The 20965-nt window shown below is 61.1% G+C and carries 22 protein-coding genes; 8 read left to right on the top strand and 14 right to left on the bottom strand.

What is annotated here, in order from left to right; all coding sequences use genetic code 11:
• Positions 1-142: 142 nt before the first annotated feature.
• From ada to AB7933_RS18390, 4 genes are all read right to left on the bottom strand, one after another.
• On the bottom strand, positions 143-1195 hold the full coding sequence (gene ada / locus AB7933_RS18405) for a bifunctional DNA-binding transcriptional regulator/O6-methylguanine-DNA methyltransferase Ada (protein WP_024075649.1): 1053 nt from the start codon (positions 1193-1195) through the stop codon (positions 143-145).
• 75 nt (positions 1196-1270) lie between these two features.
• Positions 1271-1936 (bottom strand): DNA oxidative demethylase AlkB, encoded by a 666-nt coding sequence (gene alkB / locus AB7933_RS18400; protein WP_024075648.1) that lies wholly within the window; start codon positions 1934-1936, stop codon positions 1271-1273.
• Between the two features lie 4 nt (positions 1937-1940).
• The gene (locus tag AB7933_RS18395) at positions 1941-2105 is read right to left on the bottom strand and encodes a hypothetical protein (RefSeq protein WP_024075647.1); all 165 of its coding nucleotides are present in this window, start codon (positions 2103-2105) and stop codon (positions 1941-1943) included.
• A gap of 26 nt (positions 2106-2131) precedes the next feature.
• Entirely contained in the window at positions 2132-2434 is a 303-nt protein-coding gene (locus AB7933_RS18390; RefSeq protein WP_024075646.1) for a DUF1883 domain-containing protein, read from the bottom strand.
• 212 nt (positions 2435-2646) lie between these two features.
• Between AB7933_RS18390 and AB7933_RS18385 the strand changes: the two genes are divergently transcribed.
• From AB7933_RS18385 to AB7933_RS18375, 3 genes are all read left to right on the top strand, one after another.
• Positions 2647-2997 carry a hypothetical protein gene (locus AB7933_RS18385; RefSeq protein ID WP_024075645.1) on the top strand — a complete coding sequence of 117 codons (351 nt, stop codon included), beginning with the start codon at positions 2647-2649 and terminating at the stop codon, positions 2995-2997.
• Between the two features lie 141 nt (positions 2998-3138).
• Complete coding sequence (locus tag AB7933_RS18380) at positions 3139-4164, top strand: IS110 family transposase (RefSeq protein WP_024074122.1); 1026 nt, start codon at positions 3139-3141, stop codon at positions 4162-4164.
• A gap of 364 nt (positions 4165-4528) precedes the next feature.
• Positions 4529-5500, top strand: a complete 972-nt coding sequence (locus AB7933_RS18375; RefSeq protein WP_024075644.1) for a methyl-accepting chemotaxis protein — start codon at positions 4529-4531, stop codon at positions 5498-5500.
• Between the two features lie 39 nt (positions 5501-5539).
• On the opposite strand, the gene AB7933_RS18370 is transcribed toward AB7933_RS18375, so the two are convergent.
• Positions 5540-6868, bottom strand: a complete 1329-nt coding sequence (locus AB7933_RS18370; RefSeq protein WP_024075643.1) for a hypothetical protein — start codon at positions 6866-6868, stop codon at positions 5540-5542.
• Positions 6869-7161: 293 nt separating this feature from the next.
• On the opposite strand from AB7933_RS18370, the gene AB7933_RS18365 reads away from it, so the two are divergent.
• The 4 genes from AB7933_RS18365 to hpaR all read left to right on the top strand — a co-directional run bounded on the left by AB7933_RS18365 (position 7162) and on the right by hpaR (position 11158).
• Positions 7162-8661: an APC family permease gene (locus tag AB7933_RS18365; protein ID WP_024075642.1), complete on the top strand. Its 1500-nt coding sequence runs from the start codon at positions 7162-7164 to the stop codon at positions 8659-8661.
• Positions 8642-9214, top strand: coding sequence for a DUF3156 family protein (locus AB7933_RS18360; RefSeq protein ID WP_041161224.1), 573 nt, complete (start codon positions 8642-8644; stop codon positions 9212-9214). The genes AB7933_RS18365 and AB7933_RS18360 overlap by 20 nt, the downstream gene beginning before the upstream one ends.
• A 119-nt stretch (positions 9215-9333) precedes the next feature.
• A complete protein-coding gene (gene feaR, locus AB7933_RS18355) occupies positions 9334-10296 on the top strand; it encodes a transcriptional regulator FeaR (RefSeq protein ID WP_024075640.1) in 963 nt (320 codons plus the stop codon).
• A gap of 439 nt (positions 10297-10735) precedes the next feature.
• Entirely contained in the window at positions 10736-11158 is a 423-nt protein-coding gene (gene hpaR, locus AB7933_RS18350; protein ID WP_024075639.1) for a homoprotocatechuate degradation operon regulator HpaR, read from the top strand.
• Between the two features lie 53 nt (positions 11159-11211).
• Here hpaR and hpaI read toward each other — a convergent pair whose 3' ends face one another.
• From hpaI to AB7933_RS18310, 8 genes are all read right to left on the bottom strand, one after another.
• Positions 11212-12012 carry a 4-hydroxy-2-oxoheptanedioate aldolase gene (hpaI, locus tag AB7933_RS18345; RefSeq protein WP_024075638.1) on the bottom strand — a complete coding sequence of 267 codons (801 nt, stop codon included), beginning with the start codon at positions 12010-12012 and terminating at the stop codon, positions 11212-11214.
• Positions 12013-12028: 16 nt separating this feature from the next.
• Entirely contained in the window at positions 12029-12832 is an 804-nt protein-coding gene (gene hpaH, locus AB7933_RS18340) for a 2-oxo-hept-4-ene-1,7-dioate hydratase (protein WP_024075637.1), read from the bottom strand.
• Between the two features lie 12 nt (positions 12833-12844).
• Complete coding sequence (locus AB7933_RS18335; protein ID WP_024075636.1) at positions 12845-14149, bottom strand: MFS transporter; 1305 nt, start codon at positions 14147-14149, stop codon at positions 12845-12847.
• Between the two features lie 48 nt (positions 14150-14197).
• The gene (locus AB7933_RS18330; protein ID WP_024075635.1) at positions 14198-14590 is read right to left on the bottom strand and encodes a 5-carboxymethyl-2-hydroxymuconate Delta-isomerase; all 393 of its coding nucleotides are present in this window, start codon (positions 14588-14590) and stop codon (positions 14198-14200) included.
• A 14-nt stretch (positions 14591-14604) separates the two neighbouring features.
• Entirely contained in the window at positions 14605-15462 is an 858-nt protein-coding gene (hpaD, locus tag AB7933_RS18325) for a 3,4-dihydroxyphenylacetate 2,3-dioxygenase (RefSeq protein WP_024075634.1), read from the bottom strand.
• Between the two features lie 148 nt (positions 15463-15610).
• Positions 15611-17071, bottom strand: a complete 1461-nt coding sequence (gene hpaE / locus AB7933_RS18320) for a 5-carboxymethyl-2-hydroxymuconate semialdehyde dehydrogenase (RefSeq protein WP_024075633.1) — start codon at positions 17069-17071, stop codon at positions 15611-15613.
• Between the two features lie 5 nt (positions 17072-17076).
• Positions 17077-17847, bottom strand: a complete 771-nt coding sequence (locus AB7933_RS18315; RefSeq protein ID WP_024075632.1) for a fumarylacetoacetate hydrolase family protein — start codon at positions 17845-17847, stop codon at positions 17077-17079.
• Positions 17844-18509: a fumarylacetoacetate hydrolase family protein gene (locus AB7933_RS18310; protein ID WP_024075631.1), complete on the bottom strand. Its 666-nt coding sequence runs from the start codon at positions 18507-18509 to the stop codon at positions 17844-17846. The genes AB7933_RS18315 and AB7933_RS18310 overlap by 4 nt, the downstream gene beginning before the upstream one ends.
• A gap of 193 nt (positions 18510-18702) precedes the next feature.
• Here AB7933_RS18310 and hpaA point away from each other — a divergent pair, with 193 nt between their 5' ends.
• On the top strand, positions 18703-19593 hold the full coding sequence (gene hpaA / locus AB7933_RS18305; protein ID WP_024075630.1) for a 4-hydroxyphenylacetate catabolism regulatory protein HpaA: 891 nt from the start codon (positions 18703-18705) through the stop codon (positions 19591-19593).
• Positions 19594-19704: 111 nt separating this feature from the next.
• On the opposite strand, the gene AB7933_RS18300 is transcribed toward hpaA, so the two are convergent.
• Positions 19705-20961 carry an OprD family porin gene (locus AB7933_RS18300; RefSeq protein ID WP_024075629.1) on the bottom strand — a complete coding sequence of 419 codons (1257 nt, stop codon included), beginning with the start codon at positions 20959-20961 and terminating at the stop codon, positions 19705-19707.
• Positions 20962-20965: the final 4 nt, after the last annotated feature.

Below are 20965 nucleotides of genomic sequence, written 5' to 3'. Positions count from 1 at the left end.
GGCCAGTCTGTTTTATTCACTGGACGAAGCGGGTATTTCGTGCGCGGTCATCAGTCGATGGCGTAGATCTGCGGGGCGAAGTGGCCGGCAAGGTCGAGGCTTGCCTGGCGCAGGACCTGGCGTTGACCTACATCGGCATCCGTCAGGCTTTTGTCGGGCTTTCCCGTTCCAGCAGTTGCCGCTTGCGCTCCACGCCCCAGCGGTAGCCCGACAGTTCGCCATCACTGCGCACCACGCGGTGGCAGGGAATGGCCACCGCGAGGCTGTTGGCCCCACAGGCCTGGGCCACCGCCCGAAACGACTGGGGCGCGCCAATCCGCTGGGCGATCTGCGCGTAGCTGGCGGTACTGCCCGGCGGAATGTCGCGCAAGGCCCGCCATACCCGTTCCTGGAACGCCGTGCCGCGCAGGTCCAATGGCAGGTCGAGGCCCAGGGCCGGCGCTTCGATAAAACCCACTACTTGCGCGATCAATTGTTCGAAATCGCGATCGGCGCCGATGATGTCGGCTTTAGGAAATTGATCCTGCAGGTCGCGTACCAGCTTGTCTGGGTCGTCGCCCAGCAGGATCGCGCAGACGCCGCGATGACTCTGCGCAACCAGAATCGCGCCCAGCGAACATTGGCCAACGGCAAAACGAATCGTGTTGTTGGTGCCGCCGCCCTTGTAGTCGCTTGGCGTCATGCCGAGTAACTGATTGGCCGATTCATAGAAGCGGCTGTTGGAGTTGAAGCCGGCGTCATACAGGGCGTCGGTGACCGAACGCTGATCCTTGAGCCCATCGCGGATTTTGCGCGAGCGATGGGCGCTGGCGTAGCCCTTCGGGGTCAGGCCGGTGACGGACTTGAATACCCGGTGGAAGTGAAAGGGGCTCAACCCGGCGTGCTGGGCCAGTTGCTGCAGGCCTGGCGCGGTGTCGGCCTGCTCGATCTGCCGGCAGGCGTCGGCCACCAGGCGGGCGTGATGCGCGGCCCGTAGCGTCTGATCGCCGGCGGCACGCTTGCTGGGCCGGTAGCCTGCCGCTTCGGCCTGTTGCGCGGTGTCAAAGAATTCGACGTTTTCCGGGCGCGGCAAACGCGAAGCGCTGCTGGGGCGGCAATACACGCCGGTGGTCTTCACGCCGTAGACAAACAGCGCGTCGGCCTCGGGGTCACGGGCCAGGATGGCTGCCCAGCGGGGGTCTTGTGGATTGATCATTGCCTGCACTCCTGACGGGTCACCGCCAGATTAGTCGGGACGCCTCGGCCTGGCACTCTGAAGCTTGCGGTCAAATCAGCCGGCGGTGCGAAAGGTCAGGTTGATACGTTGCGGGCCCATGATGGGATGCACGCCATCCTTGATCGGCATCACCCCATGGAAACGCAAGCGATCGACACCGCCCCACACCACCACATCGCCGTGGAACAACGAGACTTTTTGCGCCTTGTCGCTGCGTTCATGGCCACCAAACAGGAAGATCGCCGGTAGCCCCAGGGACACACTCACGACGGGCGCCGAGTAGCGGCGCTCGTTTTTGTCCTGATGCAATGACATCTTTGCCCCTGGCACGTAACGGTTGATCAGGCAGGCGTCGGGCACAAAGTCGTTGAACCCGGCTTGCGCGGCCGCCTGCACCGCCAGTTGGCGCATCGCGTCGGGCAGTGCCGGCCAAGGCTGCTGGTTGCGCGGGTCCAGCGCGCTGTAGCGGTAGCCGTTGGCATCCGTGTTCCAGCCCAATTCGCCGCAGCTGCTCAAGGCCGCCGACATGGTAAATCCGCCTGGGGTGACCATCTTGCGAAATGGCGATTGCGCCAGTACACGGCGCAATTCGGGTAGGAGGCGCTCAGTCCAGGGCAGGGCATAACCTCTGAGGACGTAGGACTGTTCGCCAATCTGCTCGCGCTTCTGCGGTTGTTGCAGCGCATCATCGGCAAACAGGTCAGCGGTAGGGCCGGTCATGTCCTTACAGCGCCTTGCTCACATTGATGTCGGTGATTTCGTCGTTGGCATTGTGAATTTTTGCCAGGGCTTGCTTGGCTTCTTCAACGCTGTTGGTGTGCAACTGGGCAAATTCAAAACGACGCTCGCCGTTGAGCTTGTACTTGATGACGTATTTGGTGGTGGTCACAGCTTTTTTCCTGTCGAGAGTCCGGATCAGCTCAGTTTGGAGCTGGTGCGACGAACGATGCGGATCTTGTGGGACAAGGTGGGTTTACGGGTGACGCTGATGGCGCGGCGGGTCACGACGTCCAGGGTGATGTTCCAGAACCCGGTGCTCGGCGCGGTGATTTTTGCCGGGAATTTGTCGAAAGCGCCGCCGTGGTAGGTGTGGCGCCCGCCATTTTTGAAGCTGCGAAAGTTGGCGTCGCTCATCAGGCGAATGTTGCAGGTTTGCGAGCATTCGATAACAACGATGTCTCCTTCGTTGAGGTGCTCGCGCTGGTGGATGAATTTCATGGGGGTGTCTCCAGAAGGGCTTTTTCTGAAAAATCAGAACGATACGTAGGTTAAGATGGAGTTTATCAGCCCCAGCGCGTTTATTATCGGGCCGTCGTCGACGACTTTGACAATTTAAAACAGTTATCTACCGAGTTATCAGGGATAAATCCTACTTTGGCGGGAGAAAATTACCATCCCCGCTGTCGTAGGGTCTTTATCGGAGGTTTTTTATGAAGTGGAGTGTGTTGGTTCTGGCCCTGGCGCTAGGTGGGTGTGCTTCGGTTGCAGACATCAAGCAGACCCCGCCGACGTTGGCGGTTATATCCGGGAAGAAACCACAGGAATATGCTGCCTGTGTGGTGCGTAAACTGTCCACGACGCGCCGGCCGCCGCAGATCGAACCTCATAAGGAGGGGGTACAAGTCATCGTGCCACAGAAGTTCTCCGCCGACCCTTCTGCGATTTTCGAGATCGAAGAGCGTTCCAGTGGCAGCAGCATCAAGCTCTACGAGAGCATGTCCAACGTGCCTATCCGTCCGGGTGACGTCAAGAAGGCCGGTGAAGAGTGCATTTCCGGCTAAGCCGCGTGAACCCGCCGCCCCTTGAATCCGATAAAAGAAGCCTGGCCCTGGCGTGACCGCGCCGGGCTAATGAGATGGTCACCCCCACACCCTGCGAGGGCTACGCTTTCGCAGGGTGTTTTGTTTTTGGAGGCCATCATCATGAGCGAGTCAGCACTGATCGGGATCGATCTCGGCAAACATAATTTCCACCTTCTGGGCCAAGACAAATCGGGCCGCGAGGTGTTTCGCAAAAAGCTCTCGCGAGCGCAGATGATGCGGTTCTTCGGCAACTTGCCGAGCTGCGTCGTGGTAACGGAAGCCTGTGCCGGCTCTCACTTCATCGCCCGTCAGCTTGCGGCGATGGGGCATACGACCAAGTTGATTTCACCGCAGTTTGTCCGCCCTTTCGTCAAGGGCAACAAAAATGACTTTATCGACGCAGAGGCCATTTGCGAGGCGGCTTCCCGTCCGTCCATGCGCTTCGTTACGCCTAAAACCGAGTCTCAGCAAACCCTGTCTGTCCTGCATCGCATGCGCGAGTCGTTGGTGCATGACCGCACCAAGACAGCCAATCAGATGCACGGTTTCCTGCTGGAATTTGGCATCAGCCTGCCCAAAGGCTCAGCCATCATGAAGCGTTTGGCAGCTGTTTTGGCCGAGCATGAGCTGCCTGTGCGGCTGACAGTGCTGTTGCAACGCCTGCACGATCACTTCGTTTACCTGGATGAACAGATCAAGGAACTGGACAAACAACTGGCTTGCCAGCTGGCCGACGATGATCTGGGGAGCCGTTTGCTTAGCATGCCGTGTGTCGGTCCGATCACCGCCAGCCTTCTGGCTGTAGAAATGGGCGATGGCAAGCAATACCGATGCAGTCGCGATTTTGCGGCTTCAGTGGGCTTGGTGCCGCGACAGTACAGCACGGGCGGCAAAGCCAATTTGTTGGGGATCAGCAAGCGGGGTGACAAGCACCTGCGGCAACTGCTGGTGCAATGCTCCAGGGTTTACATGCAGAGGCTGGATCATCAGAAGGGGGCTTTGGCCGACTGGGTGCGAGCGCTGCTGCGCCGACGACACTCGAATGTGGTGGCCTGTGCCCTGGCCAACAAACTGGCGCGTATCGCTTGGGCGATAGCGGCTCACCATGCGCAATATGAAGCAGGGCCAGACGCCTTGAACGCCTGACCCTGCGGTTGTTGCAGTACCACAATTCACCCTTCAGGTTTTGCGATAGCTGAACAACGGATGACGTGAACGGCCTACCGGCCTGGCGAAGATCCTGACATAAAAATCGGCTTCAGAAGCCGACGGGCTTTTAAGGATCGTCAGGCGCGACTCTCATCGTGGCGCTGGGGCAAGCCCCAAACAGACGCCGGATAGATTTAAGCAAGCCAACCACATCGCCCGTTAATCAGTATTGCAAAAATGGGGGGGACCATAGATTTTTTATGGCAGACAGGAGCAAATGCCTTAGCAGTCTCGTACAAGTAATCCGCATCGGTTTGCTATCAGATTCTGAGTATCGACTCGATTGGCAAAGGACAGACTGATGTTCTTCAAGAAAAGTAAACCGATGCAGGCGCTCGCTGAAACCCTCAACCGGTTGCTTGCCGGTGAGGCGGATGAGATGCAGGCGCTGGCCGCTTATCCGAGCGTGCAGGCATGTCTGGAACAGCTCGCGCAGCAGAGAGCCCATGCCAACCAACGGCTTCTTGCGGCCGATGAACGAGCCATGGATCAGGCCGCTCGATTGGAATGCGGTGAACAAGCGCTTGAAGCCTTTCGCCAGCAAGTCGAGCAAAGCCGGCAACGCGAGGAGGCACTGGAGGCCGAGCTGAAACAGCACATTCAGCTGTCACGTCAGCATCTGCAGGAGGCGCAAATCTGGGAACTGTTGCAGTCAACCCTCACCGAGGGCTGCTGGGACATCACCGTGGTCAACGGTGACGTTCAGGACCCCGGCAGCCGGATGCGGATTTTCAATCAATTTCGCCTCCTCATGGGGTATTCCCCGCATGAGTTGCCCGACGGCTGGGATGCTCAAGTCAGCATCACTCATCCTGACGATTTGCCGAAGATCATGGCGATCTTTGACCGTGAGATTCTCGGCATGCACGGCAGTGGTGAGTACGTGTTTGAATACCGGATGCGCCACAAGACGCGTGGCTACATCTGGTGTCGAGAGCGGGGTCGAGCGGTACGCGATCAGCAGGGACGCTTGACCCGGGTGATCGGCGCGGTACGGGATATCAGCGATGAGCAGTCAGCCAAGGCCACCCATCACCAGTTGCTTGAGCAGAGTCAGGCGACTTATGGCCAGATTGCGACGGTGGTCAGCGTCATCAAGGGCATCGCCGACCAGACCAACCTGTTGGCCTTGAATGCCGCTATCGAAGCGGCCAGGGCAGGAGAGGTCGGGCGCGGGTTTTCAGTGGTGGCCGATGAAGTCCGCAAGCTGGCGGAAAATACCCGCCAGGCGACGCATCAGATTCAGACGATGTTGCATCAGCACAAACAGTAAGCCTGTTCAGGCGCTGCACCCGGCAGCGCCTGAATGGGATCAGAACGGTACGGCCACCGTTAGCTGGCTGTAGACGTTGGTAGCGTTGCCGCCCACCTGGTTCCCACCCGTGGTCTCATCCTTTTTTGGCTGATAAATGCCGACCAAAGGGCTGATGATCAGGTGGCTGTTGACCGCCCATTCCACATACAGATCCAGCTCCCTCGCATCGAGATTCAGTGCATCGCTTTTGCGTAGGGTATTGAAGTCGAAGTACAACGCGCCGACCGTCAGGTTTTCCAATGGGGTCGCCTTCAGGCCGACATGTTGGATACCGGTGTTGCTGTTGAAGGGACCTGCGTAATTGGAGGCCACTTCACCCTGGAACCAGGTGCCGTAACCGCTGCTTAGCCCAGTGAACAGTGGGTCCCATTTTTGCGAGTAACGGGTGTAGCGGTAGGTCAGTTTCGGTGACCAGGTCACGTCCGCGAAGGTATAGCCGGCTTCGGCATACCAGGCTTTTTGAGGGCCGGCATCCTTGTCTTGCCAGGCGTATTCAAACGCGAAACTGGCGTTTTCCATGCCCGCGTTGCCTTCGCCGCGCAGACTGTAGGTATTCAGGCCTTCGCGTTGTTTCTGGAAGTCGCTGGCCCATTGGTCCGTGACATCAATGCCGTGGACCCAGGTCAGGCCGAGCGTACCGGCGGCAGCCGTGTAGTCGAGGGTGCCCGCCGCCAGCTCGGTTTCCGCCTGGGCGCGGTTATCGGACTTGAGCCACAACACCGAGCCATGCAGGCCATCCTGCCCGCCCAGGCGCAGGACTGCGGTGCGATCGAAGGCGTGCCGCGCCGCGAGGTAGTAGGCGCCTCCGCGATTCAACGCGCCGTCGGCCGGGCCTTTCCCCAGATTAGGACCGTCGTCGTTGATCAGGAACCCTCTGCCGACCTTGACCACCTGGCGACCGGCGGAAAAATCGATGCCGTCCTTGCCAAGCGCCGGGAACAGATCGGCGGAGCGCCATCCGAGGTACGCATCTTCGATTTTGGTCGTGCGTTCCGAACCGTCGGTATTCCCCGCCGCATCGCCGTCACCCCAGGTGCCGGAACTGACCCAGTTGAGTGCGCCGTAGCCGGTGCCGAACCCGGCCAGGCCTTGGTCGCCGCTCACGCCATACTTGATGAAACCCTCCCGCCAGGTTGAACCCCCGGGCGTACCGTCGTAGTTGTTACGGCTGTTGAACATCCCGTATACCGAAAGGAAATCAGCATTCAGATGGGTGTCGTCATCGGCATACAGCTCATAGGCCTGGGCCGATGAATCAGCGATCAAAAGGGCTATACCCAGACCAACGGCCTTGGACAGTGAGCGAGTTTTCAGCGTTTGCTCCATTGTTACGTTCCCCTGCAGGGTTGGACAGCGATGGCGCATTAGGGCAACCGCGAGCGGGGCAAGTCTTTCACCTGCGTGCCACGCAATTGACCCTGCCAGCCAAGCCGTGCACCTTGGCAGACAGCAACAAAACCAAAGGCAGACATGGGCAAGACGACCAGGATGGGAGGGGCGCACAGTGATGGTGTACTCGATCCCGTTTCGATCAGGGACTGGCTGGGGAAGGCTTCATCGCCGGCGCCTTGAACGGTTCGATACATCCACCAAGAAATCCGCTTTCGAGGATCCGCACCATGTCGATCAATGACCGGCTCACACAGCATTTGAAACAGGGCACGGTGGGCTTTCCCACGGCGCTCGCCAGTACCATCGGCCTGATCATGGCCAGCCCGGTGATTCTCACCGCCACCATGGGGTTTGGTATCGGCGGCAGCGCTTTTGCGGTGGCCATGCTGATTGCGGTGGTCATGATGCTGGCCCAGGCGACGACCTTCGCTGAAGCGGCGTCGATCCTGCCGACCACCGGTTCGGTCTACGACTACATCAATTGCGGCATGGGCCGGTTCTTCGCCATCACCGGCACCTTGTCGGCCTACCTGATCGTGCATGTGTTTGCCGGCACGGCGGAAACCATCCTTTCCGGGGTCATGGCGCTGGTGAACTTCGAACACCTCAATACCTTGGCGGAGTCGGCCGGCGGCTCGTGGTTGCTCGGGGTGGGTTTCGTGCTGGTGTTCGGTATTCTCAATGCCTTTGGCGTGAGTGTGTTTGGCAAGGCCGAGATCATCCTCACCTTCGGCATGTGGACCACCTTGATGGTGTTTGGTGTGCTGGGGCTGATCGCGGCGCCGGTGGTGCCACTGGAGGGCTGGTTCGGGGTATCGCAGGTGGGCACCGACATGACCACCATCCTGTCGTTGGTGGGCATGGCCATGTTCATGTTCGTCGGCTGCGAGTTCGTCACGCCGTTGGCGCCGGACCTGCGCAATTCGGCCAGGGTCATGCCCAAGGCGATGATGCTGGGGCTGCTCGGCGTCGCCAGTTGCATGTTCATTTATGGCGCGGCGATGAAGCGCCAGGTGGAGAACGTGCTGCTCGACGCCACCACGGGCGTGCACCTGTTGGATACACCGATGGCGATCCCGAAATTCGCGGAGCAGGTGATGGGCAGCATCGGCCCGATGTGGCTGGGGATCGGCTTTCTGTTTGCCGGGGCCGCGACCATCAACACCTTGATGGCCGGGGTCCCGCGCATTCTCTACGGCATGGCGGTGGATGGCGCGTTGCCCAAGGTCTTCACCTACCTGCACCCACGCTTCAAGACCCCGCTGTTGTGCATCCTGGTGGCGATGCTGATTCCTTGCCTGCACGCGCTGTACCTGGGCGGCAACACCGACAACATCATGCACCTGGTGCTGGCCGCCGTGTGTGCCTGGAGCTTTGCCTACCTGTTGGTGACGATCTCGGTGGTGAGCCTGCGTATCCGCCGCCCGGATCTGCCGCGCGCCTATCGTTCGCCGTGGTTTCCGTTGCCGCAGATCCTATCCAGCCTCGGCATCCTGCTGGGCATGTGGTTTATCACGCCACCGGGGATGAACCCGGCGGACATCTACATTCCGTTTGGCGTAATGCTGGTCGGCACCGCGGCGTATGCCTTGTTCTGGACCCTGGTGGTGCAGAAGGTCAATCCGTTCAAACCGGCCTCGGTGGAAGAGGTGTTGACCAACGAGTTCGCCCATGAACCGACCCAGCCTCATGCCGAGTATCAGCGCCATGCTGCAAAAACTGTTTGAGCGGTTCAGCGCCCGGCATACCCCGGCGGGGTATCGCCCTGGGGTGACCCTGGAGCACCTGCGCCGTAACCTCGGCCTGGCGCATTTCCAGCACACCGCGTCGGCCACGGCCGAGGCCGTGTTGCAGGATGGCCAGTTGCACGTGGAGATTGTCGAACGCACCGAGTCCCAGTTGCTGATGCACCTGGTGATGACCGAGTTCCTGCTGCGCGTGCCTGCTTCGCGAGAGGGCACCGCGAGTTTTGAACTGCACCACACCGGGGCCGTCCGGCGTACCGGTATTCGTTGTCGGCAACGCAGCGGCGACCCTGCACTGCTGGCGCTGTTGCAGCCTGACGGGGACTTGCTGCGGGCGTTGATGCCTCTGGATTTCAAGCGCCTGCGCATTGAGTTGCGGGCCGGCCAGTGGTGCGTACGCCTGGAGCATATGGGCGGCAGCGAGGTGGTCAACCGCATGCCCGCGTTTCGTCGCTACATCCCGCTGAGCGCCGATCAGCGCAATGGGTTAGTCGCGACCTTGCTGCATTTCCAACGCGTGCTGGCCGCGCTCTGATCGCAGGTTTTGGCACCATTAGTGCAATCGCTTTGGTTAAGACGGATGTGTTGCGCGCACTTAGATAACATGTTAACTATTGCGCGACAACAACAACAAAAACCAAGGTGGACATAACCATGATCATGCAGTCGGCTGGACAAGAGGGGCTCGACACCTGGACCCGCGATCTGCGCGCGATCTGCGGTCACTTCAATACCGAACTGGCCTTCAATCGCTCGCTGTTTATCGGCAGTATCTCGTCCGGTTACCGTGGCGGGCTGCCCCTGGCTCACTTGCGCACCAACGCGGGCCTGATCAAGCGCCCCAAGGTCTGCGCTGACCACGATGACGACCAGCAATGTTTTCTGGTCAGCCAACGCAGCGGCTATAGCCAGATTGCCCAGGACGGCCAGGTCATTCGCCTGGGCCCAGGCGAATTGTTGTTGATGGACTCGGTGGGCTCCATCGAGATCACCCCGTTCGGGCTGATCGAGCACGCCTCCCTGTGCCTGTCCCGTCATGAAGTGTGCAAGCAACTTGGCGCGCGGCCGCGCACCTTCGGCAAGATCTCATCGAGCAAAGCCTGCGGGCGCATGCTGCATGTGCTGATGGACCAACTGTGTACGGACGCCCTGGAAGGCGAGGCGGCAGAGGCAGAGGGCCTGGCATTGCAGTCGGCGTTGGTCGCGCTGCTGGGTTCGGCCTTTGCGCAGCAGGAGGAGGCGAGTGACGACTGCGGCGCGTTACAGGGCGTGAACCTGCGCAGCTACGTGCAGAAGGTCATTGATGAGTCGCTCAACCAGCCGGGGTTGAGCCCGGTGGGCCTGGCCAATCGCCTGAATATCTCGGTGCGGCATTTGTACCGACTGTTCGAAGCCGAGGACGACAGTGTGTGCCGCTACATCCAGCGGGCACGGCTCAAGCGCAGTGCCGATGACCTGGCCAATCCGTTCCTGCGTGGCGAGTCGATCACCTCGATTGCCTACAAGTGGGGTTTCACCGATTCAGCCCACTTCAGCCGCTCGTTCAAGAAGCAGTTCGAGGTGTCGCCCAAGGATTTTCGCTCCAGCCATTTGCAGCAGATGGCCGAGGTGGTGTGAGTGCGCAACGGGCAGGGAAGCAGTGGTCGTCGAGCCTGCATCCTGGTGATGCCAGTCAGTTAAGGAAGAACACGATAACTGTGGCGAGCGGGCTTGTTGTGGTGAGGGGCTTGTTGTGGCGAGCGGGCTTGCCCCGCGTTGGGCTGCGCAGCAGCCCCACTCAATCGGAACGCGGAGTATCAGGCACTCCTCAGCGGTTGGTTCTGGGGCTGCTTCGCAGCCCAACGCGGGGCAAGCCCGCTCGCCACAACAAGCGCGTGTTTCCTGAATCAACGCGGCGCCTGTGAGTTTTTCGCGAGCAAGCTCGCTCCTACAAAATTACGGGTTGGCCCGGCGCGCCAGTGGCGGGGGCAGTGAAACAAGTTATCGCGCGTGGCGAAGAGGACAGTGGTAGAGTTTCGTTAAAACATTAACTAACTGAAGCCTGATGCCCAGACCCATGCTCAAACCTCGACAATCCCTGACATTGACCCTGTTGCAGGCCCGCGAAGCGGCCATGAGTTTTTTCCGCCCCTCGCTCAATGAGCACGGCCTGACCGAGCAACAATGGCGGGTTATCCGCATTCTCAGCCAGCACGAGGAACTGGAAATCTACCAATTGGCCGAGTTGGCCTGCATTCTCAAGCCGAGCATGACCGGTGTGTTGGTACGCATGGAGGCCGCCGGCCTGGTTCATCGTCGCAAGGCCGAGCAGGACCAGCGGCGGGTGCTGGTGACCCTGGCAGACAAAGGCTGGGCCAGCTTCGACTCCATGAGCCAGTGCATGGAAGAGAACTACCAGCGCCTGCAAGCGCAGTTCGGCGAAGAGAAATTGCAGACGCTGCTGGGGTTGCTCGATGAGTTGAAGACCATCAAGCGTTGAGTGTCAGCCCACCTGTTGCGTCCGGGTGGGCGTGTTGAAACGACGACGCGGGGTCAGTACACACCGCCGGCCTTGAGCGGCGCCACGCTATCCTTGAACGTGGCTGCCAGGCTTTGCAGGCCGCGCATCAGCACGGTGGTGTCGACCCCCACCGCCACGAACGCAGCGCCCAGTTCGATATAGCGCCTGGCCAGGGTCGGGTCCGCACTGAGAATACCCGCGGCCTTGCCCGCCTGGCGAACTCGCGCGATGGCGTCTTCGATCGCCGCCTGCACGGCGGGATGCCCTGGGTTGCCGCGGTAACCCATCGACGCACTCAAATCCGCCGGGCCAATGAACACCCCGTCGACGCCGTCGACCTGCGCAATCGCGTCCAGGTTGGCCAGGCCTTCGAGGTTCTCGATTTGTACCAGCAGGCACATCTGTGCGTCGGCCTGGTCCAGGTAGCCGGGAATGCTGTTCCAGCGCGACGCACGGGCGAGGGCGCTGCCCACCCCACGAATACCCTGGGACGGATAGTGCATCGCGCGTACCAGCTCCCGTGCCTGGTCGGCGCTTTCGACCATCGGCACCAGCAGCGTTTGCGCGCCGATATCCAGCAGTTGCTTGATCAGTGCGCTATCGCCGACCACCGGGCGAATGATCGCTTGGCTGGCGTAAGGCGCAATGGCTTGCAACTGGCCGAGCATGCCACGCAGGTCATTGGGGGCGTGTTCGCCGTCGATCAGCAGCCAGTCAAACCCGGCATTGGCTGCCAGCTCCGCGCAATAGGCATCGGCCAGGCCGAGCCACAGGCCGATCTGGGTTTCGCCGCTGCACAGGCGCTGCTTGAAGCGGTTGATGGGCATCTCCATGAACGGTCCTCCAGGGTCAGACAAATCGGCAGGCAATCGAGCCCAGCATGTCGTAGTCGACATGGAAGGTGTCGCCGGGGTTGGCCGCCACCGGACGGGTAAATGAGCCGCCGAGGATGATCTGCCCAGGCTGCAAGGTCACGTCATAGGGCGCCAGCTTGTTCGCCAGCCAGGCCACCCCCTTGGCCGGGTGGTTGAGCACGGCGGCGGATACGCCGGATTCTTCGATCACGCCGTTGCGGTACAGCACCGCAGGCACCTTGCGCAGGTCGATCTCGGTCGGGCGCACGGCGCGGCCCCCCATGACCACACCGGCATTGGCGGCGTTGTCGGAAATGGTGTCGAACACCTTGCGCGTGGCCTGGGTCTGCGGGTCGACCTGCTGGATGCGCGCATCGATGATTTCCAGCGCCGGGATGACCCATTCGGTGGCGTCGAGCACATCGAAAATCGTGCAGTTCGGGCCCTTGAGCGGCTTGCCGAGAATGAACGCCAGCTCCACCTCGACGCGCGGCACGATAAAGCGTTCGAAGGGAATGTCGGTGCCTTCGTCGAAGAACATGTCGTCGAGCAGGGCGCCGTAATCCGGCTCGGTGATGTTCGACGACACTTGCATCGCGCGGGAGGTCAAGCCGATCTTGTGCCCGACCAGCTTGCGTCCGTCCTTGATCTTCTGCGCGACCCAGGCGCGTTGTATCGCGTAGGCGTCGTCAATCGTGATCGCCGGGTAATCCAGCGAAAATTGCCGCACCTGTTCCCTGGAGCGCTCGGCCCGGTCCAGTTGTGCGGCGGCTTGCAGAATCTGCTGTTGATCGAGCATGACGAAGTTCTCTTACTGTGGATTGACGATGGCCGCGTCGGTGCGCAGGACCAAAAAACCGCCCAGGGCGATAAACAGGGCCAGCACATACAAGGCCAGACTGGCGCTCTGGGTGGTGTCCCGCATCCAGCCGATCAGGTAGGGCGCGAGGAACGAGGCGATGCTGCCAAACGAACTGATCAGGGCAATCCCCGCCGCCTGGGTGCTGTTGGACAGGAAGGCCGGCGGCAACTGCCAGAACATCGGCAGGGCGGCGCTGGCCCCCATGCCGGCGATCACCAGGCCGCTCAGTACCCAGGTCGGATTGGTCGGCGACAGCCCGGCCACGGCGATACCGATCGCCGACATCAGCAGGGGCACGCACAGGTGCCAGCGCCGTTCACGGTTGCGGTCGGATGAGCGTCCGCACCCGATCATGAAGAAACACCCGGCCAGGTAGGGCACCGCACTGAGCAGGCCGACCTGGCTGTCGCGGCCGATACCGGCGCCGTGGATCAGGGTCGGCATCCAGAACGCGAGGGTGTTGACTGCGAGCATCACGGCGAAATAGATCGCCACCAGCAACCAGACCTGCGGGTCGCGCAGAATGCCGCCAAACGAGGTGATCGACTTACGCTGCTCCTCACTGCTCAGTTGCGTGCGCAGTTGCTGCTTTTGCAGCGGATTGAGCCACGTCACCGTCTCGAAGGTGTCCGGCAGGCACTTGAGCACCACCAGGCCGAGGAGGATCACGGGGGCGCCTTCGATCAGGAACATCCACTGCCAGCCGCGCAAGCCGCCGAAGTCATGGAAGTGCTCCAGGATCGCCCCCGACAATGGCCCGCCGATGACACCGGCCATGGGCACCGCAATCGCAAACAGCGCGGTGACTTGCGCCCGACGACGCGCCGGGTACCAACGGTTGAGAAACACCAGAATCCCTGGGAAGAAGCCCGCTTCGGCCACCCCCAGCAAAAAGCGCAGCACGTAGAAACCGGTGGAGCTTTCGATCCACAGCATGCTGGTGGAGAGCACCCCCCAGACCACCATCAGGCAGGCGATCCAGCGCCGTGGCCCGACCCGGTCGAGGGCGATGTTGCTGGGCACGCCAAACAGCGCGTAAGCGATGAAGAACAGTCCGGCCCCGAGGCCGTACACGGTGTCGCTGAAATGCAGGTCGGCACTCATCTGCATCTTGGCGAAGCCGATGTTGATCCGGTCCAAATGGGCAAACAGATAACAGATCAGCAACAACGGCATCAGGCGCCAGGTGACGACGCTGTGGGTGCGCTGGTGTTCGAGCAGGGTGGTGCTGTCGGCGGTATTGGCTGTGCTCATGATGTTGTACTTTTTTTTGAGTGGCCGTTGGCGGAAGGCGAGCGCTGTTCAGCTCGCCTGGTTTTTCAAGAAGGCATGCACGTTGTTTTGCTTGAAGTTGAGCTCGGGGTGCAGCTCGATCATCTCGAACGACAACGCCAGCAAGCGTTGTGATTGCAGCTCGGCGAAGTGCTGGGTGATCACCTCGAACAGGCTTTCGGCGACCGCCTTGCGTGTCGCCAGGTCGCGTCCGTGGCCGACCTTGAGGGTCATGTGGACGAAGGCGTAGTCGTGCTTGCCGTCGGCCATGCGCCAGGTGTCCAGGCGCACGCCACGGCTGCGGATGCCGCCGAGGGGAAATACGCCGCTGTCGCCCAGCACGGTGTGGACCTTCTGGAACAGGGCGGGCAGGTCGGCGTGCTGCTCGATGTTGTCGGTGTATTCAGCAATGAAGTGCGGCATGTGCGGCTCCCGGATCAGAGGGGGAAAATGGCATTGATCTGGCCGGTGCCGGAACTGCCGAACGGCTGGGTGATGATCTCTGCCGGCTGGTGGTAGTCCGGCCCGCCCAGCAGGCCCAGGAGCATCGCGGTATCGTGCATCTTGCCTTCGCCGAAACAGTGTTCGGCGTAGTCCGGGAGCATCGCGCAGAACTCCTTGAAGCGGCCTTGCTTCCACATCTCTACGACGTGCAGGTCCATCTGCTTGTCGAATTCACGGGTCCAATTGTGGATATTGGCTTCGGCTTCGCGGTCGTCCGAGAAGCGGTGGGAGAGGGAACCCGAGGCCAGCACCAGGACTTTGCGGTCGCTCTTCTCGATGGCCCGGCGCACCGCGGCGCCAAACGTGAAGCTGTCTTCCAGGCGGTGCCAGGCGCACCAGGCGGCAATCGAGATGACGTCGAATTTCTGCGCGTCCGGCACGTCCATGTGCATGTAGCGCATCGGTACCAGGGTGCCGTATTCGAGTTCCAGGCTCGGGATGTTGTGGGCCATGGTGCGCACGCCCGCCAGGTTGGCTTCGGCGGCGATCAACTCGCCCAGCTCGGGGCAGCCGGGGTAGTCGTATGCCATGTTCTTGATGAAGTGCGGCAGCTCGTTGCTGGTGTACGTCCCCTTGAAGTGCTCGCCGCAATTGACGTGGTAACCACTGTTGACCAACCAATGCACGTCAAACACCACCGCCGTGTCGGCCCCCAGTTCACGGGCACGGCGCCCGATTTCCTTGTGCCCGGCGATGGCCGCTTCGCGGCAACCATGGTGCTTGCCGGGCAGTTCCGACAGGTACATCGAGGGGACGTGGCAGATCTTTGCGGCCAGGACGACTTCGCCCATGATGATTCTCCTGAATATTTATTCTTTTGTAGGAGCGAGCTTGCTCGCGAAAAACGTCAACGATAACGCAGCACTTCTGTTAGCCAGCGGTGCCTGCGGATTCTTCGCGAGCAAGCTCGCTCCTACCGGAAGCGGTGTTGTATCCGGGTCACACACCCCAGCGTGGAATGTGATGACTGCCCATGGAAATGCACACGTTCTTGATCTCGGCGAACACTTCGAAGCTGTACTGGCCGCCTTCACGGCCGGTGCCGGAACCTTTTACCCCACCAAATGGCTGGCGCAAGTCCCGCACGTTCTGGCTGTTGATGAACACCATGCCGGCTTCGATGCCGTAGGCCAGACGATGCGCCTTGCCGATGTCCTGGGTCCAGATGTAGGACGCCAGGCCGTACTCGGTCTCGTTGGCCAGTTGCAGTGCTTCGGCTTCGTCCTTGAACGGGATCAGGCATACCACCGGGCCAAAGATCTCTTCCTGGGCGATGCGCATCTGGTTGTTCACGTCGCTAAACACTGTCGGCTGGATGAACTGCCCGCGGCTCAAGTGCGCCGGCAGGTTGGCCGGACGTTCCAGGCCGCCGGCGAGGAGGGTGGCGCCTTCCTCGATCCCAATCTTGATGTAGCCGGTGACCTTGTCGTAGTGGGCCTGGGTGATCATCGAGCCGACCTGGGTTTTCGGGTCTTGCGGGTCGCCGACGATCAGGCGCTTGGCGCGCGCGGCAAACTCGGCGACGAACTGTGGATACACGCTCTCCTGAATGAAGATCCGGCTGCCGGCGGTGCAGCGTTCACCGTTGAGCGAGAAGATCGTGAACAGCGCGGCGTCGAGGGCGCGTTCCAGGTCGGCATCTTCGAAGATCAGCACCGGCGACTTGCCGCCCAGTTCCATCGAGTATTTTTTCAGGCCGGCGGTCTGCATGATTTTCTTGCCGGTGGCGGTGCCGCCGGTGAACGAAATCGCCCGCACGTCCGAATGGCGTACCAGCGCATCCCCGGCGGTGGCGCCGTAGCCCTGGATCACGTTCAGCACCCCCTTGGGAATGCCGGCCTCGAGCGCCAGGCGCCCCAGTTCATTGGCCGTCAGCGGCGACAGCTCGGACATCTTCAGCACCGCGGTATTGCCCAGTGCCAGGCAAGGCGCGGTCTTCCAGGTGGCCGTCATGAACGGCACATTCCAAGGCGATACCAGCGCGCAGACACCCACCGGCTGGTACAGGGTGTAGTTGAGCATCTGGTCGTCCACCGGGTAACTGTGGCCGTCCATGCGGGTGCAGACTTCGGCGAAGAAATCGAAGTTGTGGGACGCCCGGGGAATCAACACATTCTTGGTCTGATGGATCGGCAGGCCGGTGTCGAGGGTTTCCAGCTCGGCCAGATGCGGCACGTTCTGTTCGATCAGCTCACCGAGCTTGCGCATCAAGCGCGCACGTTCCTTGGCCGGTGTGCCTGCCCACTTCGGAAAGGCTTCCTTGGCCGCCGCGACCGCTTGCGCGACTTCCTCGGCGCCGCCGCTGGCGACTTCACCGATGGCTTCGCCGGTGGCCGGGTTGTAGTTGACGAAGGTGTCTTTGCTTTCGACCTCACGGCCGTTGATCCAGTGTTTGATCATATTGCTCAAGCCTCTTTACGGGCGGCGAAAAAGTCCGCCTCGCTGACAATTCGATTAACCAGGCGACCCACGCCTTCCACTTCCACGATCACTTCGTCCCCTGGCACCACATCGGCCAGGCCTTCGGGCGTACCGGTGGCGATCATGTCGCCGGGTTGCAGGGTCATGAAGCTGGACAGGTATTCGATCAAGTACGGGATGTCGAAAATCATGTCTTTCGTGCTGCCTTCCTGGCGCAGTTCGCCGTTGATCCAGGTGCGCAGTTTCAGGTTGCCGGGGTCTGGCACATCGGCGACATCGACGATCCACGGGCCCACCGGCGTGGTCGCATCGCGGTTTTTCACCCGCAGGTTGGGGCGGTAGTAGTTTTCCAGGTAGTCGCGGATCGCGTAGTCGTTGCACACCGTGTAGCCGGCCAGGTAGTCCAGGGCGTCTGCGCGCTTGACGTTGCGCGCCGGCTTGCCGATCACCGCTACCAGCTCGCACTCGTAGTGCATGTAGGCGACGTTGTCCGGGCGCCAGGTCACCTGGTTGTGGCCGGTGTAGGTGCCGGGGGACTTGATGAAGGCCAGCGGTTCGGTCGGCGGCTTGAAGGCCAGTTCGGCGGCGTGGTCGGCGTAGTTCAGGCCGAGGGCGAACATGCTGCCGGTGGCCGGTGGCAGCCACTCGACCTGGTCTTCGGCGAGCAGGCGACCGTCTGCCAGGCGCACGGCGTTTTGGGCTTCGACCTGCACCTGGTGCGTGGCGCCTTCAAAGCGAATACGGGCATGTTTCATGACAGCTCCTCTGCCTTGATGTGGTTGACCAGCCGGCCCAGGCCGCTGATCTCGACTTCAACCGTGTCGCCGGGTTGCACATCCACGCGGCCTTCGGGCGTGCCGGTGATCAGCACATCGCCTTCATGCAGGGTCATGAACTCGCTGATTTCGGCGATCAGTTGGGGAATGTCGCGCACCCAATTGGCGGTAGAGTTCTGCTGGCGCAGTTCGCCGTTGACGAACAGTTTCAGGCTCAATTGGTTGGGATTGCCGATCTGGTCGCGGCCGACCAGTTCCGGGCCGAGCGCACAGAAGCCGTCGCGACATTTGGCCTTCACGGCCGGGCGGTAGTAGCTGTCTTCGGGCAGGCTGAACTCATTGACGATGGTGTAGCCGGCCACATGCGCCATGGCGCTCTCAACGCTGACGCGACTGGCGCTTTTACCGATCACCACGCCAAGCGCAGGGCCGGCCTGCAGGCGTTCACCGGTGGGATACACAACGCTGCCGTCATGGCCATTACGGGTGTTGGGCGTCTTGATGAACAGCACCGGCTTGACCGGTGGCTTCTGGTAAGGCGCTTGTTCGAATTCGGCGAGACGTTGGTTCAGCAACCCCTGGTAGTTCAGCGCAACGCCGAACAGGGTGCCGTTCGCAACATCGTGCAGGGCACGGCTCATGCTTTTCTCCTGGCAGTGACGGAGCGGATCAAGGCCGGCTCCTGGAATTATTGTTAACCTGTTAACGTTATAATTAATATGTTAACTATCGTCAAGCGTGGCAAACTCTTCCGAGCGTGGTGCAGGGCTAGAATCCGGCGCAGGATGAGCGTTTCAGGCCGGCTGAGCCCCCAATAAAAAAGAGAACGTCGCGATGATCGATCGTAAGCCGATCCCCAACATCAACATCGGCCAGGTGTACGACCAGCGCTACAGCGATGCCGAAGTGCATTACGACAAGCTGGGCAACCTGGCGGAGTTTTTCGGCCGCAACATGCCCGTGCATCGGCACGACCGTTTTTTCCAGGTGCATTACGTCAAGAGCGGCGCGGTGCGCGTTTACCTGGATGACCAGCAATACCTGGAGTCGGGGCCAATGTTTTTCCTGACACCACCGACGGTAGCCCACGCTTTTGTCACCGAAGCGGACGCTGACGGGCATGTGCTGACGGTGCGCCAGCAACTGGTCTGGGGCCTGGTCGATGCTGACCCGACGCTGGTGCCCGGTTCGCAATTGCCGGCGGCCTGCGTTGCGCTGGCCCAGTTCCCGCCTGAAGTCAGGCGGCTGGAGTTTCTGTTCGAGGAACTGAGCAATGAAATCAACATGGCCGGCGCCGGGCGCAGTGCGGCGTTGGACAGCTTGACCCGCTTGATCATGATCAGCCTGCTGCGGCTCTGCGCCAACTCGCTGCAAGCCCGGCCTGCGCGTCATGAAGACCTGCGGATCTTCCATCGCTTCAATGAGTTGATCGAGGACCATTACCTGCAACATTGGCCGCTGTCGCATTACGCTGACCGTATCGGCGTCACGGAGGCACGCCTCAATGACGTGTGTCGACGGATCGCCGATTTGCCGTCCAAGCGCTTGATCCTGGAGCGGGTGATGCAGGAGGCCAAGCGGCTCCTGCTGTTCACGGGCAGTTCCGCCAGCGAAATCTGCTACCAACTGGGCTTCAAGGACCCAGCCTATTTCAGCCGGTTCTTTCAGCGTTACGCGCAGATGACGCCGGGGGAATATCGCCAGCGGCAATCGGGTTTGCGGTGAGGCCGTCATCGTGACTTCTCCCAGGGCGTCATTGCACTCATGATCATTGCAGCGCTGTCGCCGAAAAATGGCTTTTACGGCGAACGGCTTGCACATTTCACAGCCCTGGGATCACCACAGCGCCACGCTGTAGCCGACGATGATGCGGCTTTCGTCGATGTCGCTGGTCAAGCCATTGCTCGATCGCAGGGTGGCATTGCGCAGCCGCACGTTGACGTTCTTCAACGGCCCGCTTTGTACGGTGTAGACCAGGTCGGTGTCGCGCTCCCATTCGCGGCCATTGCGCACGGTGGCGGTTTGCGCATGCGAGCCGTCGACATAGCGCGTCATGAAGGTCAGCCCAGGCACGCCGAGGGCGGCGAAGTTGTAGTCGTATCGCGCCTGCCAGGCATCGGTGTTGGCCTTGGTGAAGATGTTGATGGTCACCAGGTTGACCGAATAGGGGTCTTGGCCCGGGAAGGCAAAGTCGCCGTCACCGGACAGGTTCTGATAGCCCAGGCCGAATTTGTGGGCCCCCACCGACAGGCTGAACATGCCGTTGAAAAAGCGGTTGTCGATTCGCCCGCCATCGACCCTGGAAGGGCTGCGCAGCCGTGCGCTGCCTTGTTCACGGGTGTCGAAATAACGCAGGTCGCTGCGCAGGCTCACGCCTTCGGCCAGCGGCAGGTCATGCACCAGGCCGATAAAATTCTGCCGGTAAATGTCCTGCATTTGCGCGTAGTAGTAGGTCGCCGCCAGATGAGGGTTGATGGCGTAGGTGCCACCGGCCAGGTCCAGGTGGCTGCTGGTGACGCCGCCGTAACTCATCGATTCATTGTTGGAGGAGTCGCGCAGGTTCTGTTTCTCCAGGCGGCCGACGTTGAGGGTCAGGCCGTCGATCTCCTGGGAGGTCACCAGCTCACCGTTATAGGTCGACGGTAGCAAGCGGGTGTCGTTGTAGGCGGCCACCGGCAACAACGGTTGCAGGGTGCCGAGCTTAAGGACGGTTTTGGAGACGCGTAGTTTGCCGGTCAGGCCGAGTTCGCTGTAGCTGTCGGCCGGCTCGCCGCTGGCACCCGCCGGCAGCAGGCCGGTACCTCGACGGTCACGGCTGGAGTCGAGTTTGAGCCCAAGCTCACCCAAGGCATCCACGCCAAAACCGACCACGCCCTGGGTGTAGCCTGACTCCAGGCGCAACACAAAGCCCTGTGCCCATTCTTGCGCCTGGTTCTGCGGCGCGTTGCTCTGGCGAAAGTCGCGGTTCATATAGAAGTTGCGCAGGTCCAGGTTGGCCTTGCTGTCCTGGATAAAGTCGGCGTGGGCAACCAGAGGGGTAAACGCGGCGCACAGGCCAGCGCTTGCCGCCGTGCGTAAGAAGCACGAATGCATGAGG

This window comes from Pseudomonas gorinensis (assembly GCF_042015035.1).
Classification (GTDB): domain Bacteria; phylum Pseudomonadota; class Gammaproteobacteria; order Pseudomonadales; family Pseudomonadaceae; genus Aquipseudomonas; species Aquipseudomonas gorinensis.
The sequence above is the reverse complement of the archived record's forward strand: the minus strand, read 5'-3'. Positions and strand labels throughout refer to the sequence as shown.